The sequence below is a fragment of the Spirillospora sp. NPDC047279 genome, from assembly GCF_040643285.1.
Taxonomy (GTDB): domain Bacteria; phylum Actinomycetota; class Actinomycetes; order Streptosporangiales; family Streptosporangiaceae; genus Spirillospora.
Window position 1 is genome coordinate 163824 of record NZ_JBEYUA010000013.1, and the last position, 17289, is coordinate 181112.

Consider the following 17289-nt stretch of genomic DNA (forward strand, 5'->3'; position numbering starts at 1 on the left):
GTGCTCCGAGCTCCTCCCGGTATGCCCCGGGCAAGGGGGGTGGGCCTCGCCTCCGACTACCGGGGACGGCGGTCAGTACAAGGTGTCGGAATGTTTGCCAGAACTATCCCCATTTGTCGAGGGTTTTATGAGTTCCGGTCCGTTGTTCTTCACGCTGTTGACCGCCTTTGACACCGGGAAGGCCTCGAAGTTGCCGGCCATCGCGGGGGTCAGGAGGCCGCGAACCTCCTCGGTGTCGTTGAGCGCCGGATCGAGCCAGGCGTCCCAGCGGTCCGGGGTGACGATCATCGGCATGCGGTCGTGGATGCGGCCGAGCTCGTCGGGCGCCTCGGTGGTGATGACCGTGCAGGTCCAGACCCACTCGTCCTCGGGCGACTTCCACAGCTCGTAGAGGCCGGCCATCGCCATGACCGCGCCGTCCTTGGGGTGGATGTAGAACGGCTGCTTCTGCGGCTTCTTCTTGGCCTTCTTCTCGCCCTCGGCGGGGTCGTCGGTGCGCGAGTCCTCCAGGACGTACCACTCGAAGTAGCCGTCGGCGGGCAGCAGGCAGCGCCGCTTGGCGAAGGCGCGGCGGTAGGCGGGCTTCTCGTGCACCGTCTCGAACCGCGCGTTGATCATCCGGCTGCCGATGGAGAGGTCCTTGGCCCACGCGGGCACCAGCCCCCAGCGCACCGTGCGCAGCGTGCGCCGGGCGGCCTCGTCGGGCTCGTCCTTGGGCGCGCGGTTGAGCACCGCCGGCACCTGCTTGGTCGGGGCGACGTTGTAGTCGGGCTGGAGATCCTTTTCGACGGCGTCGACCTGCACCTGGAACTCGTCGAGCAACTCCTGGCGCGCCCGGGCCGTGGCATAGCGTCCACACATGTGCCCCATCCTGCCCGGTGTGTCCGACAGGCGGCCAGCACGGCCCGCCGGGGCCGTATCCGGTCGGTCAGGTCCGGGTCATGGAAGCTTGACCATGAAAGGGGCGGGCATAGAGGGCCCATGCGACCCATCACGACTCTGGCCCGCCCCCTCGTGGCGGCCCCGTACATCATCACCGGCCTCGAGACACTCCGCGACCCGCGTCCGCGCGCCGAGCAGGTCGCACCGACCGTCAAGCCCATCGCCGACCGGCTGGAGTGGCTCCCCACCAAGGACCCCGAGACGCTCGTCCGCATCGAGGGCGCGCTCAGCCTCGGCACGGGCGTGCTGCTGCTGACCGGCAGGTTCCGGCGCCTGACCACCCTGGCCATGGCCGCCCAGCTGGTCCCGTCACTGGCCAGCGAGCACCGCTACTGGACCGAGGACGACCCGGAACGCCGCGTCAGCGAGCGGTCCCACCTCCTCAAGAACGCCAGCCTCTTCGGCGCCCTCCTCATGGTGGCGACCGAACCGCGCCGTTCTCCCCGCGTCGCGGAGCTGAAGCGGCAGATCCACGACGCCCGGATCGAGGCCGCCATGGAGTCCCGCGTGCTGCGCAAGGTGGCCAAGAACGAGGTCAAGAACGCGCGCCGCGAGGCGAAGCGGCAGATCAAGGAGGTCCGCAGGAACACCGGCCACGGGACCGCGGCGACCGTCGGCGAGGCCGCCAAGGCCGCGGCCGGGGCGACCGCCAGGACCACCACCGCGGCCGCGTCGAAGGCCGGCACGGGTGCCGCGAAGGCGGGCTCGGGCGTGGCCAAGGCCGGTTCGGGCGTGGCCAAGGCGGGATCGAAGGCCGCCTCGAAGGTCAAGCGCTGACCGGCTTCCTGAAGCCAACCATAAGAAAACCTCAAATCCGTTGAACCACCCGCGCCGACACCCCCGTACTGCCCTCTGACCGCCCGTTCTTCCAGGGACTCCCCCTCCAACCCGACGGAGACGCCCGGCCATGGCACTGCCCGGAACAGTCGGCCGCCCCACCGGTGGCGGGTTGCGGAACATCCTCCGCCGCCCGAGACCGGCGCGGGAGTCCGACGGAGAGAGGCTCGTCGCGGAGTTGTACCGCGAGTACCACCGCCCGCTGCTGACGTTCGTCCTGCGGCTGACCGCCGGCGACCGGCAGTGGGCGGAGGACGTCGTCCAGGAGACGATGGTGCGCGCGTGGCGCAGCGCCGACCGTCTCGATGCCACAACGGCATCGTTGATGCCCTGGCTCGCAACAGTGGCCAGACGTATCGTCATCGACAATCGACGGCACCGCGACGTCCGGCCGCCGGAGGTCGGCGACGGGGCCCTGGAGAACATCCCGATGGCGGACGAGATGGACGGCCTTCTGCACAAGGTGGTCGTGGCCGAGGCGTTGAACGCGCTGTCGCCGGCACATCGCGAGGTCCTGACCGAGACGGTCCTCCGCGACCGGACGGTCAACCAGGCCGCACAGGCACTCGGAATTCCCGTAGGGACGGTCAAGTCCCGAGTTTATTACGCACTTCGCGCATTGCGCGTCGCATTGGAAGAGAGGGGGGTGACGGCATGACTTCACAGGTCGAGCACACCGATGTCGGCGCCTACGCCCTGGGCCTTTTGGAAGAGGACGATCGAAGGGCCTTCGAGGCGCATCTCCGAGAATGCGAGCCATGCTCCGCGGAGCTCGCCGAAATGAGCGGAATGGCCGAGGCCCTCAGCGGCATCGGCCCTTTCAGTGATGCCCTCCAGGACGACGCGGCCAACGACGCCGCCCTTCCTCCGCCCGCCATGAAGCCCACCGCAGAGCCCACCCCAGAGCCCACCCCAGAGCCCATCACCGCGCCCACCACCGCGCCCGCCGCCGGCCCCACGACGGCGCCCGCCGACGCGGGGTCGGACGTGCCGCCGCCCGGGGTCATCGACATGCTCCAGCGCCGCCGCCTGGCCGACAGGCGCCGGCGGCGCGGCACGTACGTCATCGGCTCGGTGGCCGCCGCCGCGGTGCTCGCCGCCGGCGTCACCCTCGGCGCCGCCATCACCGGCGACGGCGGCGCCGGGGAGCCCGGCCACAACCACGGGCCCGCGCAGGCCCTGGTCATCTGGGGCGAGCGCCACAGCGGCAGCGACGCCAGGAGCGGCGCGTCCGGCGTGGTCGGCCTGGAGAACAAGGCCTGGGGCACGCACGTCGGCCTGGAACTGCGCAACGTGCGCGGTCCGTTGAAGTGTCGTCTGGAGGCGGTCTCCCGCACCGGCGAACGCACGGTCGTCACCGGCTGGCGGGTGCCCGACAAGGGCTACGGCGTGCCCGGCTCGCCGGCGCCGCTGATCACCCACGGCGGCACGTCGATCCCGCGCGCCGAGCTCGACCGCTTCGAGGTACGGATCGAGGGCGGCGGCACGCTGCTGACGATCCCGCTGTAGACCCGACGGGCGACCGTCGCACCTGAAAGCCGCCCGGCGAATTGATCGCCGGGCGGCTTTCGCGTGTCCAGGAAAAGACGCCGATTGATAAGCACGTCACATCGGAATGATAAGAGAAGAAATCCGCAACCTATTGAACCCCGGTCGCCGGCCGTCCCGTGCTTTGGAGTGAACGGCAAATAAAGAAATGCCCTCCCAGGAGACCAGGGGTTCTTCATGTCCATTCGTAAGATCGCGCTGCCCGCGTTCGCCGCCACCGCGATTCTCGCCTCCGGGGCGGGCGTCGCCGCCGCGACGGGGGTGACCGCCGGGCTCACGGCCCCGGCCCCGGCCGACCAGGGCGGCGAGATCACCTACCTGGCGGCGAGCCTGCTCGGCCGCAACGAGGTCCCCGCCGCCGACGGCAAGGCCGTGGGCGACCGCGACGGCGCCGCCACCGCGGTGATCCGCATCCAGGGCGACCGGCTCTGGTACGCGCTGCGCTGGAGCGACGTCGCGCCGCCCACCGCCGGGCACATCCACCTCGGCACCAGGGGCGCGAACGGCGCGGTCAAGGTGCCGTTCTTCGCGGGGACCCTCCCCGCCACCTCCCGCGCGGTCGCCGGCGTCGTCCAGGTCGACCAGGCCACGCTGGAGCAGCTCAAGAACGACCCGAACGGCTTCTACGCCAACCTGCACACCGCCGAGTTCCCCGGCGGCGCCGTGCGCGGCCAGTTCCACAAGCTGGCCAAGCCCGCCGACCTCAACGGCGTGCTGACCGGCGCCGTCCCGGCGACGATCCAGTCCACCGCCGACGGCGCGCAGGAGATCCCGAGCGCCGAGGGCAAGAAGACCGGCGACCCCGACGGCCGGGGCACCGCGTTCGCCCGCCCGCACGGCGCCATGATCACGTGGGGCTTCACCTGGTCGGCCATCGCGCAGCCGACCGTCGGGCACATCCACAAGGCGCCGCGCGGCGCCAACGGCCCGGTCGCCGCCGACCTGTTCGCCGCGCCGAACGGCCTGCCCGCCGGCGTGACCGGCCTGGCCGGGATGACGCCGGTGCCGGGCGCCGTCGCCGACCGGATCATGCGCAACCCGGAGAACCACTACTCCAACCTGCACACCGCCGAGTTCCCGGGCGGCGCGATCCGCGGCCAGTTCGCGCCGGTCACCGGACGCCAGGCGCGGACGTTCACCAAGCCGGTCATCGCGGGCGCGCAGATCTACCGCTGCACCAAGCAGGCCGATGGATCGTTCGCCTACACGCAGGAGGGCGTGACCGCGGTCCTGGCGGGTGGCATCGCGCACTCGTTCGCCAACCCCGGCCCGCAGGGCCCGCCGCAGTGGGTCGCCCCTGACGGCAGCGCGGTCCAGGGCAGGGCCGTCGTGCGGACGCCGAACGGCGACGGCAACATCCCCGAGCTCGTGCTCGACGCCACCCAGAGCGGTGCCGGCCGCGGCCTGCTCGCGGACACGACCGCGATCCTGCGTCTCAACACCATCGGCGGCGTCGCCCCCGCCGGCGCCTGCGCCGAGGGCTCGCCGGCCAAGGTCCCCTACCGGGCCGACTACGTGTTCCTGGGCTGATCCCCGACCGTGACGACCTCGTCCACGTGACGCAGCACGGGGTCGGCACCCGGAATCGCCGCACGGTGGCTGACGAGCAGCACCGTGCGGCTTCCGGCCGCCCGGAGCAGGTCGGTCAGCACGGTGGTGGCGGTGGCGTCGTCGAGGTGGGCGTCCGGCTCGTCCAGGACCAGGATCCGCACGTCCGCCAGGAGCGCCCGCGCCAGCGCGATCCGCTGGCGTTCGCCGCCGGAGACGGCGGTGCCGTGCTCGCCGACCCGGACGCCGAGCCCGAGGTGCCCGGCCCCCGCCCGCCGCAGCGCGTCCGCCACCTCGTCGTCGGACGCCTCCGGCCTGGCCAGCCGCACGTTCTCGGCCACGGTCGTGTCGAAGAGGTGGGCGTCCTGCCCGCACAGGCCGATCACCGAACGTACGTCGTCGGCCGCCAGGTCCCGGAGCTCGGTGCCGCCGAGCGTCACCGAGCCGCGGTAGTCCAGGAAGCGCGCCAGCACGGCCGCGAGCGTCGACTTCCCCGACCCGCTGCGTCCCATGACCACGACGCGGCGTCCCGGCGCCAGATCCAGGTCCGGCGCCACCAGAGAGTCGTCCGCCGCGCCCGGCCAGCGGGCTCGCAGGCCCCGCACGGTCAGCCGGTGACCGTCCGGCAGCGGCCGCGCCTCCGCGGGCTCGGTCGACGGAACGGGCGCGTCCAGCACCTCGCGCACGTGCGCCGCGTCCTCCCGTGCGCGCAGCAGCCGCTGGGCGGCCTCCGACAGCGCGCCGAGCGCCTCGAACGCGGCCAGCGGGGTCAGCACGATCACCGCGAGCAGCACGGCGTCGAGCCGCCCGTCCCGCACGGCGGGAACGCCGGCGGCCAGCGCCCCCAGCACCGCGCTGCCCCCGGCGAGCGTCGTCAGCCCCGCCCCCAGGCCCGCGGTCCAGGCCGACCGCCCGGCGGCCGCCACGACGGCCGCGTCCGCCCGCCGCAGTTGCTCCAGCCGTCCCGGCAACGCCCCGTAGGCCACCAGCTCGGGCAGCCCGTCCAGCGTCTCGGCCGTACGCGCCGACAGGGCCGCGCGTCCCTCGGCCCCGCGCGCCTCCGCCCGCCGGGCGCCCCGCCACGCGACCACCGGCGCCAGCACTCCCCCGGCGAGCACCGCGCCCAGCAGGACGGCCCCCGCGGCCGGCAGGATCCACCACTCCAGGACGACCGCCGTCGCCGCCGCGATCCCCGCCGCCACCATCGGCAGGACGCCGCGCAGCCAGCGGTCCGCGACGCCCTCGGCGTTGCCGACGACCGCCCCCAGCGAACCCGGCCGCGTCGCGGGCGCCAGCTCCGCCAGCCGTACGAAGATCCTGACCCGGGTCCGGGCCAGCAGCCGCAGCGCCGCGTCGTGCGCCACGACCCGTTCGGCGTAACGCAGCACGCCGCGCCCGAGCCCGAACGCCCGCACCGCCACGATCGCGACCATCAGGTAGAGCACGGGCGGATGGTGCGACGCCCGCGAGATCAGCCACGCGGACGTCGCCATCAACCCGACGCCGCACACCAACGCCGCGGCCCCCGCCGAAGCCGCCAGGCCCAGCCGCGCATGGACGGCGCCCGGCCCTCTGCGCGGCGCGGCGCTCACACCGTCACCGCCCGGTCCGGCTCGCTACCCAGCTCGGCGTCCCGGCGGACGCTCAGTTCGACGACCCGGTCGGCTCGTTCCAGGAGGGCTCGGCGGTGGGTGGCCACCAGGGCCGTCCGGCCGCGCAGCAGGTCCGTCAGGGCCTCGGCCACCGCGACCTCGGTCAGGACGTCCAGGTGGGCGGTGGGCTCGTCCAGCAGCACGAGCCAGGTGTCGAGCAGGTCGCAGCGCAGGGCGGCGCGGGCGAGGGCGACCCGGTGGCGCTGGCCCGCCGACAACCCTTCGCCGCCCACCCCGAGGCGGGTGTCCAGCGTGGTGAACGTGCAGACCCCGACCGCCTCGGCGGCGCGCGAGACCGCCGTGCCCGGGGCCTCCGGCACCGCGATCGCGATGTTCTCCGCGACCGTTCCCTCGAACAGGAACGGGCGCTGCGGCACCCAGGCGATGCCCCTGCGCCACGCGTCGTCCGCCACGACCTGGACGCCGCCCGACAGGATCCGGCCCGACACCGGCGTCACCAGCCCCGCCAGCGCGCCGATGAGGCTCGACTTCCCGGCCCCGGAGGGGCCGGTCAGCGCGGTGATCGCCCGTTCCGGCACGTCCAGCGAGAACGGCCCCACCGCTTCGCGCGGCGCGAGCGCCTCCACCCGCAGATCCCCGCGCGACGGCGAGGAGACGGGGCGTGGGGCGGGCACGGGCTCGTCCAGCAGGCCCAGGATGCGGTCGGCGGCGGCGAGGCCCTCCTGCCCCGCGTGGAACTGGGCCGCGGCCTGCCGCAGCGGCAGGTACGCCTCCGGCGCGAGGATCAGGACGAAGAGCGCCGTCTCGAACGAGATCGACCCGCCGACCAGGCGGAGCCCGACCGACACCGCGACGAGCGCGACGGCCAGGGTCGCGGCCAGCTCCAGCACGAGCGCCGAGCAGAAGGCGATCCTCAGCGTCGCCAGCGTGGCCCTCCGGTGGTCGCCGGTGACCCGTTCGATGTGGCGCGCCTGGGCGCGGGCCCGGCCGAACGCCTTGAGCGCCGGCAGCCCGGCGACGACGTCGGCGAAGTGCCCGGCGAGCACCTCCAGCGTGCGCCACTGCCGCCGCGTCCGGGACGCCGCGTACGTGCCGATGAGCACGCCGAAGACCGGGATCAGCGGCAGGGTCGCGGCCACGATCGCGGCGGCGGCCGGGTCGGCGGCGGCCAGCGCCGCCAGGACCGTCACGGGGACCAGCAGCGCGAGCACCAGCTGCGGCAGGTACCGCGAGAAGTAGGGGTCCAGCGCGTCCACGCCGCGCGTCACCAGCGCGGTCAGCTCGCCGGACCGCGCTCCGGGACGGTCGGCGGTCACCCTGGCCAGCAGCCCGGCCCGCAGCTGCGACGTCACCCCGGCCGCCGCGCGGTGCGCCACGACCTCCTGGCCCCACACCAGCAGCGCGCGCAGCGCGATCACGGCCGCGAGCGCGGCGGGGAAGGCCGGCGCCGCGACGGCGTGGGCCAGCAGCGCCGCCTGCGCGAGCACGCAGCCCGCGCCGAGCGCGCCCAGCAGGACGCAGGCCAGGAGGTACGGGGCCGTGGAACGTGCGTGGCGGGCCAGCCGCCGGTCGAAGGGGGTCGGCATCGTGGTCGCCCTAGTGGGCCGGGATGCTCTGGAGCCCGATGCGCTTGCGGAACACCCAGTAGGTCCAGCCCTGGTAGATGAGGACCACGGGCAGGAAGATGACGGCGACCCAGGTCATGATGCCGAGGGTCTTGGGCGTGGCGGCGGCGTTCTCCACCGTCAGGCTGTTGGCCGCGCTGACGGTGGACGGCATCACGTCCGGGTAGAGCGCGACGAACAGCGTGATCGCGGCGAACGCGAGCGCGCCCCCCGACAGCCCGAACGTCCAGCCGTCCCGGCCGCCCGTCCGGTTGAGCAGGTACGAGGCGACCAGGGCGGCGGCGGCCACGATCCCGGTGACGGCGGTGGCGGCCGACCCGTGCTGCGTCTGCGTCCAGATGAGGAAGACGGCGGCGGCGACGATGGTGGCGACGCCGACCTGCCCGGCCAGCCTGATCGCGCGTTCGCGGACGTCGCCGGCCGTCTTCAGCGCCGTGAACACCGCGCCGTGGTAGAGGAACAGCAGCAGCGTGGTGACGCCGCCGATCAGCGAGTAGATGGTGAGCAGGTCCCAGAACGTGCCGACGTACTCGTGCCGCTCGTCCAGCTTCACGCCGCGCACGATGTTGGCGAACGCGACGCCCCACAGGAACGCCGGGACCAGCGACCCGAAGAAGATGCACAGGTCCCACCCGCCGCGCCACCGCTCGCTGTCGCGCTTGCCGCGGTACTCGAACGCCACGCCGCGCAGGATGAGCGCGACGAGGATCAGCAGCAGCGGCAGGTAGAAGCCGCTGAAGAGCGTCGCGTACCACTCGGGGAACGCGGCGAACGTCGCGCCGCCCGCCGTGAGCAGCCAGACCTCGTTGCCGTCCCAGACCGGGCCGATCGTGTTGATCAGCACCCGCCGTTCGCGGTCGTCCCGGGCGAGCGCCCGGGTGAGGATGCCGACGCCGTAGTCGAAGCCCTCCAGGAAGAAGAAGCCCACCCACAACGTCGCGATGGCGACGAACCACAGGTCGTGCAGTTCCACGGAATTCCCCAGATCAGGTCAGTAGGCGAAGGCGAGCGGCTTGTCCTCGTCGGAGTCCCCGGACCCGGACGGGTCGCCGGAGGACCCGCCGGCGGGCTCCTCGGGCGGGTCCTTGCGGGCCCAGCGCAGCATGAGCCCGAGCTCGACGACCGCGAGCGCGCCGTACAGCGCGGTGAAGACGATCAGCGAGGTGAGCACGGTCCCGGCCGGCACGGTCGGCGACACCCCCGCCCTGGTCTCCATCAGGCCGAAGACCACCCACGGCTGCCGCGCCATCTCGGTGAAGATCCAGCCGAACGAGTGCGCGACGAACGGCAGCACCACGCTCCAGATCGCGATCCCCCAGACCCAGCGGTTCTTCGGCAGCCGGCCGCCGCGGGTGAGCCAGAGCCCGGCCAGCGCCACCAGCGCGGCCAGCGAGCCCGCGCCGATCATGATGCGGAAGCCCCAGTAGGCGATCGGGATGTACGGCCGGTAGTCGCCGGGCCCGTACTTCTGCTGGTACTCGGCGTTCAGGTCGTTGATCCCCTGGACCTCGCCGTCGAAGCTGCCGGTGGCGAGGAACGACAGCAGGCCCGGGATCTCGATCTGGGTGACGGGCCGGGTGCCGTCGAGCGTGCCGATGGTGAAGAGGGAGAACGAGGCGGGCTGCTGGGTCTCGTACAGCGCCTCGGCCGCGGCCATCTTCATCGGCTGGGTCTCGGTCATCACCTTGCCGAGCAGGTCGCCCGACACCAGCACGCCGCCGAACCCGACGAGCGTGGCGACGAGGCCGAGGCGCAGCGACGGCCGGAAGACGTCGAGGTTGCGGCCCCGCTTCAGATGCCAGGCGGCGACGGCGGTGAGGAACACCCCGGCGGTCACCCAGCAGCCGAAGATCGTGTGCGGGAAGGTGGCGAGCAGCACCTTGTTGGTGAGCACCGCGCCGAAGTCGGTGAGCTCGGCCCGCCCGGCCTCGGGGTTGTACCGGTAGCCGACCGGGTTCTGCATGAACGAGTTGGCGGCCAGGATGAAGTACGCCGACAGCACGGTGCCGATCGCGACCAGCCAGATGCAGAGCAGATGGACGCCGCGCGACAGCCGGTCCCAGCCGAAGATCCACAATCCGAGGAACGTGGACTCCAGGAAGAACGCCAGCAGCGCCTCGATGGCCAGCGGCGCCCCGAAGATGTCGCCGACGAAGCGGGAGTACGAGCTCCAGTTCATGCCGAACTGGAACTCCTGCACGATCCCGGTGACCAGCCCCATGGCGAAGTTGATCAGGAAGAGCTTGCCCCAGAACTTGGTGGCCCGCCTGTAGTGCTCCCTGCCCGTCCGCGCCCACGCGGTCTGCAGGATGGCGACGGCGAGCGACAACCCGATCGTGACCGGCACGAACAGGAAGTGGTAGACCGTGGTGATGCCGAACTGCAGGCGTGCGAACAGCAACTCGTCCACGGCGCCTCCCCCCGAAGCCGCGTGCCGAAAGACCGGCTCACCGTAGAGGTGGAAGGTCGTCCGTTCCGGGCGACATCTGGGGGATCTACGGAGGGTTTTCCGTTCCTTGTCATGATCTTGCCTGCCCGATGGCGGCCCCATAGTGGTCCGCGCGCCCGGGGCGGGTCCCGATAACCTTGGGACATGTCCTCTCCGCACTGGTCCGCCCCGGTGGCCCATGCCCCGGTCGACGCCACCGTGGCGATCCCGGGCTCCAAGTCGATGACCAACCGTGCGCTGATCCTGGCCGCGCTGGCCGGGTCCCCCGCGACCGTCACCCGCCCCCTGCGCAGCCGCGACACCGAGCTGATGGCGGGGGCGCTGCGCTCCCTGGGGGTCGGCGTCGGCGAGGACTTCGACGACTGGCAGGTGCTGCCGGGCGAGCTGACCGGCCCCGCCCGCATCGACTGCGGCCTGGCCGGCACGGTGATGCGGTTCGTCCCGCCGGTCGCGGCCCTGGCCGACGGCGAGGTCGTGGTGGACGGCGACCCGTACGCGCGCCGGCGGCCGATGGGCCCGCTCATCACGGCGCTGCGCGAGCTGGGCGCGGACATCGACGACGGGGGGCGGGGCGCGCTCCCGTTCACGATCCGCGGCCGCGGCACGGTCGAGGGCGGCACCGTAACCATCGACGCGTCCGGCTCCTCGCAGCTGGTGTCCGGCCTGCTGCTGGCGGCGCCGCGGTTCGAGAAGGGCGTGGAGGTCCGGCACGTGGGCCCGCCCGTGCCGTCCGCGCCGCACCTGGCGATGACCGTGGAGATGTTGCGCGAGCGCGGCGCCGCCGTCGAGGTCGAGGACGACGTCTGGCGGGTCGCGCCGGGCCCGCTGCGCGGCGGCGAGACCGTCATCGAGCCCGACCTGTCCAACGCGGCGCAGTTCCTGGGCGCCGCGCTGGTGACCGGCGGCCGGGTGACCGTGCCCGGCTGGCCCGAGCGCACCACCCAGCCCGGCGACGCGCTGCGCGGCCTGCTCGCCGCGATGGGCGCCGAGGTGACGTCCGGGCCGGACGGCCTCACCGTCCGCGGCTCCGGCACGTTCGAGGGCCTGGAGGCCGACCTGCACGAGGTCGGCGAGCTGACCCCCGTCCTGGCGGCGCTCGCGGCGCTCGCCTCGTCGCCGTCCCGGCTGACCGGCATCGCGCACCTGCGCGGCCACGAGACCGACCGGCTGGCCGCGCTCGTCAACGAGATCAACGCCCTCGGCGGCGACGCGACGGAGCTGCCGGACGGCATCGCGATCAACCCGCGCCCGCTGCGCGGCGGCGTCTTCCACACCTACGACGACCACCGGATGGTCATGGCCGCGGCGGTGCTCGGCCTGGCGGTCCCGGGCGTCGAGGTGGAGAACGTCGCCACCGTGGGCAAGACCCTTCCCGACTTCACCGAGCTGTGGGGCTCGATGGTGACCGCGTAGCCGGGCACCGCACAGAAAGGCACGGACACTGGCACGACGAACACGCGACTACGACGAGGACGACGTCCGGGTACGCCCGAGCCGTCGCGGCTCCAAGCCGCGCACCCGGCGCCGGCCGGCGCACGAGGACGCGGTCGCGGGCTTCGTGACGGCCGTCGACCGCGGCCGCTACCAGGTCCTGGTCGGCGAGGGCACCGGTGACGCCCGCAACGTCGTCGCGATGCGGGCCCGCGAGCTGGGCCGCAAGGGCGTCGTGGTGGGCGACCGGGTCGCGCTGGTCGGCGACGTGTCCGGCGAGCCCGACACGCTGGCCCGGATCGTCCGGGTCGAGCCGCGCACGTCGTCGCTGCGCCGCACGGCCGACGACACCGACCCGTTCGAGCGGATCATCGTCGCCAACGCCGGCCAGCTGGTGATCGTGACCGCGCTGGCCGATCCCGAGCCGCGGCCCCGCATGATCGACCGGCAGCTCGTCGCCGCCTACGACGCGGGCATGGAGCCACTGCTCTGCCTCACCAAGGCCGACCTCGGCGACGCGGACGCGCTGGTCGCCGAATACGCGCCCCTCGGCGTCCGGTACGTCGTCACCACGCGCGGCCAGGAGGCCGCGGGGCAGGTCGGCGAGCTGTACGGGCACCTGGCCGGGCGGATGAGCGTGCTCGTCGGGCACTCGGGTGTCGGCAAGTCGACATTGGTCAACGCGCTCGTGCCGGACGCCGAGCGTGCGGTCAGCCACGTCAACGCGGTCACCGGACGCGGCCGGCACACCTCGTCGTCGGCGGTCGCGCTGGAGCTCCCGGACGGCGACGGCTGGATCATCGACACCCCGGGCGTGCGCAGCTTCGGCCTGGCCCACGTCAAGCCCGAGAACGTCATCAACGCGTTCGAGGACCTCGCCGAGGGCGCCGCCGAACGGTGCCCGCCGCTCTGCGACCACCTTCAGGACGACTGCGGCCTCGACGAGTGGGTCGCCGAGGGGCGCGCCTCGCGGGCGCGCCTCGACTCGCTGCGCCGCCTGCTGGCCAGCCGCGAGGGCGAAGCCGAGTAACCCTGCCGGGCGGCGCCGCCGGGCGGCGCCACGAAGCCCGCTTCAGAGGGCGCGAGAGGTCGGTATCGTCCTTCTATGCCCCAGGTCATCGCGGAGCGCTACGAGCTCGTGGAACTGCTCGGCAGCGGTGGAATGGGCGCCGTCTGGCGGGCCCGCGACCGCATGCTCGACCGCGAGGTCGCGGTCAAGGAGGTGTCGCTCCCGCCGGGCATCGACGACGTCCAGCGTGAGCGGACGTACGCCCGCACGTTCCGCGAGGCGCGGTCGGCCGCGCGGCTGGACCACCCCGGGATCGTCACGGTCTTCGACGTGATCGAGCACGACCGCCGCCCCTGGATCGTGATGCGGCTGGTCCGCGCGCCCGCGCTCGACAAGGTCATCTCGCGGGAGGGGCCGCTGCCCCCGGCACGGGTGGCGGCGATCGGCGCCGGCCTGCTGGAGGCGCTCCGGGCCGCGCACGCGGCCGGGGTCGTGCACCGCGACGTGAAGCCGGGCAACGTCCTGATGCAGCACGACCGGGCCGTCCTCACCGACTTCGGCATCGCCACGGTCGCGGGCGACGAGACCCTCACCCAGGCGGGCGCGGTCGTCGGCTCGCCCGCCTACCTCGCGCCCGAGGTCGCCCGCCGCCAGAAGGCCTCCCCCGCCTCCGACCTGTGGTCGCTCGGGGCGACGCTGTACGCCGCGGTGGAGGGCCGTCCGCCGTACCAGCGCGATGACGTGTGGGGCGTGATGGCCGCGGTGCTGAGCGACGATCCCGACCCGATGCGGCGGGCCGGCCCGCTGGCGCCGGTGATCGAGGGCCTCCTCCACAAGGACCCGGACCAGCGGACCCGTCCCGAGGATGCGCTCCAGCGGCTCCGCCAGATCGCCCAGGGCGCCGAGGGCGCCCCGTTCCAGGCCGGCGGGACCGGCTGGGCACCGCCGCACCCGCCGCATCCACCGCACCCGGTCACGGTGGACGGCGGGCCGGCCCGCGACATGACGTTGCCGCCGCCTCCCCCGCCGGGCACGCTGGAGCCGCCGCCGCGCCGGTCCCGGTCCCCGCGCTGGGCGCTGATCGTCCCCGCGGGCGTGCTCGCCGTGATCCTGGCGGCCTCGGTACTGATCGTCCTGGTCTTCGTCAACGGCGAGGACGACGACCCCGGCGTGACGTCCTCCTCCAGCGGCTCTCCGGGGGCGCGAACGAGCGTCTCGGGGTCCCCGGCGGGATTCGACACCTACCAGGGGTCGTTCGTCACGCTCGTTCCGCGGGGCTGGAAGCAAGAGCAGACCGGCCGCAACGTGTCGTTCACCGACCCGGACGCCGGCGCCACCCGCGGCATCTTCTTCCAGCACCTCGCCGACACCCCGGGCGGTGAGGCCCGGCAGCTCAACCAGGCCGCGCAGAGCTTCCAGAACGACTCCGGCTACGCCGACTACCAGCAGGTGGCCTGGAACGAGAACATCCCCTTCCAGGACGGCAAGGCCGCCGAGTTCCAGTTCACGTTCAAGAAGGACGGCAAGAACGGGCGCTGCCGGGTGCGGGTCTTCTCCTACAACGGCGGGCTGCAGATGGCGTTCCTGGTGTCCGGCCAGCACAACTGGCAGGACAGCAACGCCAAGTTCGACACGTTCCTCACGAAGTTCCGTCGCCCCTAGGCCGGGTCTCGTCGCTCCTGGGGCGGCCGGGCTGCGGGCGGTGCGGCAGCAGCAGCGGCGCGCGGGGCGCCGGCACCTGCTGGTCCCGGTACGCCGACCGGACCGCGCCCCGGGACGGCTCGGGCGGGACGCGGGTCGCCTGGCGCGCCTCGTCGATCAGCTCGGCCTCGGTGGGGGCCAGCGAGACGATCACGAGCAGGATGGTGGCCAGGAGGCCGAGGCCCACGATCAGGGGCAGCAGGAAGTCGCCCGCCGAGGCGCCGGCGGGTGCGTGCGAGTCCGAGGAGTGCAGGGTCACCCGCATGGCGGCCATGCCGGTGTAGTGCATGCCGCAGACCGCGACGCCCATGATGAGGGCCGCGCCGAACGTGGCGCGCCGGCCCCGGACGCGGACGGTGAACCACAGGGCCGCGGTCGCCGCGCCCACCGCGATCACCACCGACGCCACGACGAGGACCGCGTCGTAACTGAGGTGCCCGGACATGTTCATGGCGGCCATGCCGGTGTAGTGCATGCTGGCCACGCCGAGGCCGGTGACCACCCCGCCGATCAGCAGCGGCGCCAGCCGGGCCCCGCCGAAGCCGACCGTGAACAGCCCGACGCCGACGACGCCGACCGCGATGAGCGCGCTCACCAGGGTGAGCGGCACGTTGTAGCGCAGGTGGGCGCCCGACACCTTGAAGCCGAGCATCGCGATGAAGTGCATGGCCCAGATGCCGGTGCCGCCGATCGCGACCGCGGCCAGGCCCAGCCAGCCGGCGCGCCGGGTGCCCTCCGTCGCGCGGGCGCGCGAGGTGCACATCAGCCCCAGCATCGACCCGATCACCGACAGTGTGTAGGCGATCGCGGGCGTGCTGATCCCGTAGGCAAAGTGATGAGTTTCGGCCGTCACGAACATCCCCCGTGGTCCACCCCAATAGTGATCGCATGCTAACGACCACGACCTGCTCCAAACAGGAAGAAATATGGCCCATTCCGGCCATGACCTGCAACGATCTTCAGAGAGGCTTCAGCGGACGTTCAGCTTGGCCTTCAAGATCGTTGCGAAACGCGTGAAATCCGTCGGCCAATGGCGAGAATGGCCGCATGGAACGACGCACGTTCCTCGCGGCGACCGCACTCGGCGGGCTGGGCTCTTTCACCGCGTCCGGCTGCTCGCCGGACGGCGACCGTGGAGGCGCCGGCCCGAAGGCGACCACGCCCCGGGCGTCCCGCCCGGCGCCGACCGGGCCCGCCGACTGGAACGCGCTCGAACGCGGACTGGAGGGCCGGCTGATCCGCCCCGGCGACGCCGCCTACGACCAGGCGAAGCGCCTCTACATCCCCCGGTACGACCGCGTCCGCCCCGCCGGGATCGCCTACTGCGAGATCCCGCAGGACGTGGCGGAGTGCGTGGCGTTCGCGACCCGGCGGCGGCTGCCGGTGGCGGTCCGCTCCGGCGGTCACAACTACGCGGGCTGGTCGACCGGCTCCGGCCTGGTCGTCGACGTGTCCGCGATGGACGCGGTGGAGCACGACGGCGGGCGCGCGACGGTCGGCGCCGGCACGCGGCTCATCGACCTGTACGACCGGCTGTCCCGCGCCGGCGCGGGCGTGCCGGCGGGCACCTGCCCGACCGTCGGCATCGCCGGGCTGGCCCTCGGCGGCGGGCTCGGCGTCCTCTCTCGCGCGTACGGCCTGACCTGCGACGTCCTGGAGTCGGTGCGGGTGGTGACCGCCGACGGCCGCGTCCGCACCTGCGACGCCGCCCGCGAGCCCGAGCTGTACTGGGCGTGCCGCGGCGGGGGCGGCGGCAACTTCGGCGTCGCGGTCGAGTTCACGTTCCGCACGCACGAGGCCGGCGACCTGACGACGTTCGACCTGCGCTGGCCCTGGTCGCGCGCGGCGGCGGTGCTCCGCGGCTGGCAGCGCTGGCTGCCGTCCGCCTCCGACGGCGTGTGGACGAGCGTGCAGATCAACACCTCCCCCGGGGCGGGCGCCCCGACCATCGACATCACCGGGGTCGCCGCCGAGTCCCCCGAGCGGGACCTCGACCGGCTCACCGCGGCCGTCGGCGACGAGCCGGACGGGCCCGGCCTCGTGCGCCGCTCCTATCTCGCCACCATGCAGCGGGTCGGTGGTTGTGCCGGGCAGTCGATCGACGCGTGCCACGGCCAGGGCACGCTGCCGGGCCGCCGCCCCGGCGGGCGTTTTCCGCGGACGGACTACGCGGGCAAGTCGCACGTCGTCACGCGCCCGCTGACGGACACGGGCATCGAGGCGCTGCTCGCGCGGTTCGCCCGGGGCAACGAGGTGTCCGGGCGGTCGGTGCTGATCGACGCGCTCGGCGGCGCGATCGGCCGGGTGAAGCCGGGCGACACCGCGTTCCCGCACCGCGGCGCCCTCTTCTGCGCGCAGTACCTGGCGGACGGCGACGACCGCGACTGGCTGCGGGCCACGCACCGCGCGATGGAGCCGCACGCGGGCGGCGCCGCGTACGTCAACTACATCGATCCCGAACTGGCCGGCTGGGCGCGGGCCTACTACGGCCCCAACCTCGAACGGCTGCGCAGGGCGAAGGCGGCCTACGACCCGGCCCGGCTCTTCCGCTTCCCCCAGTCCGTGGGCTGACGCCTCCGGGCCGCG

Annotated in this window: 14 protein-coding genes; 8 read left to right on the forward strand and 6 right to left on the reverse strand. The window is 73.4% G+C overall.

Annotated elements, in window-relative coordinates:
• Positions 1 to 72: 72 nt before the first annotated feature.
• Complete coding sequence (locus ABZ810_RS30915) at positions 73 to 861, reverse strand: SOS response-associated peptidase (protein WP_358409333.1); 789 nt, start codon at positions 859 to 861, stop codon at positions 73 to 75.
• A 120-nt stretch (positions 862 to 981) separates the two neighbouring features.
• Here ABZ810_RS30915 and ABZ810_RS30920 point away from each other — a divergent pair, with 120 nt between their 5' ends.
• The 4 genes from ABZ810_RS30920 (at position 982) to ABZ810_RS30935 (ending at position 4857) form a co-directional block, all read left to right on the forward strand.
• Positions 982 to 1719, forward strand: a complete 738-nt coding sequence (locus tag ABZ810_RS30920) for a DoxX family membrane protein (RefSeq protein ID WP_358409335.1) — start codon at positions 982 to 984, stop codon at positions 1717 to 1719.
• A 130-nt stretch (positions 1720 to 1849) separates the two neighbouring features.
• A complete protein-coding gene (locus ABZ810_RS30925) occupies positions 1850 to 2437 on the forward strand; it encodes a sigma-70 family RNA polymerase sigma factor (RefSeq protein ID WP_358409337.1) in 588 nt (195 codons plus the stop codon).
• The gene (locus tag ABZ810_RS30930) at positions 2434 to 3288 is read left to right on the forward strand and encodes a zf-HC2 domain-containing protein (RefSeq protein ID WP_358409339.1); all 855 of its coding nucleotides are present in this window, start codon (positions 2434 to 2436) and stop codon (positions 3286 to 3288) included. The genes ABZ810_RS30925 and ABZ810_RS30930 overlap by 4 nt, the downstream gene beginning before the upstream one ends.
• A 216-nt stretch (positions 3289 to 3504) precedes the next feature.
• The gene (locus tag ABZ810_RS30935) at positions 3505 to 4857 is read left to right on the forward strand and encodes a CHRD domain-containing protein (RefSeq protein WP_358409340.1); all 1353 of its coding nucleotides are present in this window, start codon (positions 3505 to 3507) and stop codon (positions 4855 to 4857) included.
• Here ABZ810_RS30935 and cydC read toward each other — a convergent pair.
• Genes cydC through ABZ810_RS30955 form a run of 4 tightly spaced genes read right to left on the reverse strand, consistent with a single transcriptional unit; the run spans position 4839 to position 10523 of the window.
• On the reverse strand, positions 4839 to 6467 hold the full coding sequence (gene cydC / locus ABZ810_RS30940; protein WP_358409341.1) for a thiol reductant ABC exporter subunit CydC: 1629 nt from the start codon (positions 6465 to 6467) through the stop codon (positions 4839 to 4841). The two genes, ABZ810_RS30935 and cydC, sit on opposite strands and share 19 nt — an antisense overlap.
• Positions 6464 to 8074 (reverse strand): thiol reductant ABC exporter subunit CydD, encoded by a 1611-nt coding sequence (gene cydD, locus ABZ810_RS30945; RefSeq protein WP_358409342.1) that lies wholly within the window; start codon positions 8072 to 8074, stop codon positions 6464 to 6466. Before cydD ends, cydC begins: the two co-directional genes overlap by 4 nt.
• Positions 8075 to 8084: 10 nt before the next feature.
• On the reverse strand, positions 8085 to 9086 hold the full coding sequence (gene cydB / locus ABZ810_RS30950; protein ID WP_358409343.1) for a cytochrome d ubiquinol oxidase subunit II: 1002 nt from the start codon (positions 9084 to 9086) through the stop codon (positions 8085 to 8087).
• Between the two features lie 18 nt (positions 9087 to 9104).
• Complete coding sequence (locus tag ABZ810_RS30955) at positions 9105 to 10523, reverse strand: cytochrome ubiquinol oxidase subunit I (protein WP_358409344.1); 1419 nt, start codon at positions 10521 to 10523, stop codon at positions 9105 to 9107.
• A 183-nt stretch (positions 10524 to 10706) separates the two neighbouring features.
• Between ABZ810_RS30955 and aroA the strand changes: the two genes are divergently transcribed.
• From aroA to ABZ810_RS30970, 3 genes are all read left to right on the forward strand, one after another.
• Positions 10707 to 11975, forward strand: a complete 1269-nt coding sequence (gene aroA / locus ABZ810_RS30960; RefSeq protein ID WP_358409346.1) for a 3-phosphoshikimate 1-carboxyvinyltransferase — start codon at positions 10707 to 10709, stop codon at positions 11973 to 11975.
• 28 nt (positions 11976 to 12003) lie between these two features.
• Positions 12004 to 13023, forward strand: coding sequence for a ribosome small subunit-dependent GTPase A (gene rsgA / locus ABZ810_RS30965; protein ID WP_358409534.1), 1020 nt, complete (start codon positions 12004 to 12006; stop codon positions 13021 to 13023).
• A 75-nt stretch (positions 13024 to 13098) separates the two neighbouring features.
• Entirely contained in the window at positions 13099 to 14664 is a 1566-nt protein-coding gene (locus ABZ810_RS30970) for a serine/threonine-protein kinase (protein WP_358409347.1), read from the forward strand.
• Here the strand turns inward: ABZ810_RS30970 and ABZ810_RS30975 are convergent.
• Positions 14642 to 15556 (reverse strand): MHYT domain-containing protein, encoded by a 915-nt coding sequence (locus ABZ810_RS30975; protein WP_358409348.1) that lies wholly within the window; start codon positions 15554 to 15556, stop codon positions 14642 to 14644. The two genes, ABZ810_RS30970 and ABZ810_RS30975, sit on opposite strands and share 23 nt — an antisense overlap.
• A 194-nt stretch (positions 15557 to 15750) precedes the next feature.
• On the opposite strand from ABZ810_RS30975, the gene ABZ810_RS30980 reads away from it, so the two are divergent.
• Positions 15751 to 17274 (forward strand): FAD-binding oxidoreductase, encoded by a 1524-nt coding sequence (locus ABZ810_RS30980; protein ID WP_358409350.1) that lies wholly within the window; start codon positions 15751 to 15753, stop codon positions 17272 to 17274.
• The last annotated feature ends 15 nt before the right edge of the window (positions 17275 to 17289 follow it).

Coding starts and splice junctions, on each gene's coding strand:
- ABZ810_RS30970 (WP_358409347.1), top strand. CDS start 13,099: ATGCCCCAGGTCATCGCGGAGCGCTACGAGCTCGTGGAACTGCTCGGC.
- aroA (WP_358409346.1), top strand. CDS start 10,707: ATGTCCTCTCCGCACTGGTCCGCCCCGGTGGCCCATGCCCCGGTCGAC.
- ABZ810_RS30935 (WP_358409340.1), top strand. CDS start 3,505: ATGTCCATTCGTAAGATCGCGCTGCCCGCGTTCGCCGCCACCGCGATT.
- ABZ810_RS30930 (WP_358409339.1), top strand. CDS start 2,434: ATGACTTCACAGGTCGAGCACACCGATGTCGGCGCCTACGCCCTGGGC.
- ABZ810_RS30915 (WP_358409333.1), bottom strand. CDS start 861: ATGTGTGGACGCTATGCCACGGCCCGGGCGCGCCAGGAGTTGCTCGAC.
- cydD (WP_358409342.1), bottom strand. CDS start 8,074: ATGCCGACCCCCTTCGACCGGCGGCTGGCCCGCCACGCACGTTCCACG.
- ABZ810_RS30920 (WP_358409335.1), top strand. CDS start 982: ATGCGACCCATCACGACTCTGGCCCGCCCCCTCGTGGCGGCCCCGTAC.
- ABZ810_RS30925 (WP_358409337.1), top strand. CDS start 1,850: ATGGCACTGCCCGGAACAGTCGGCCGCCCCACCGGTGGCGGGTTGCGG.
- ABZ810_RS30980 (WP_358409350.1), top strand. CDS start 15,751: ATGGAACGACGCACGTTCCTCGCGGCGACCGCACTCGGCGGGCTGGGC.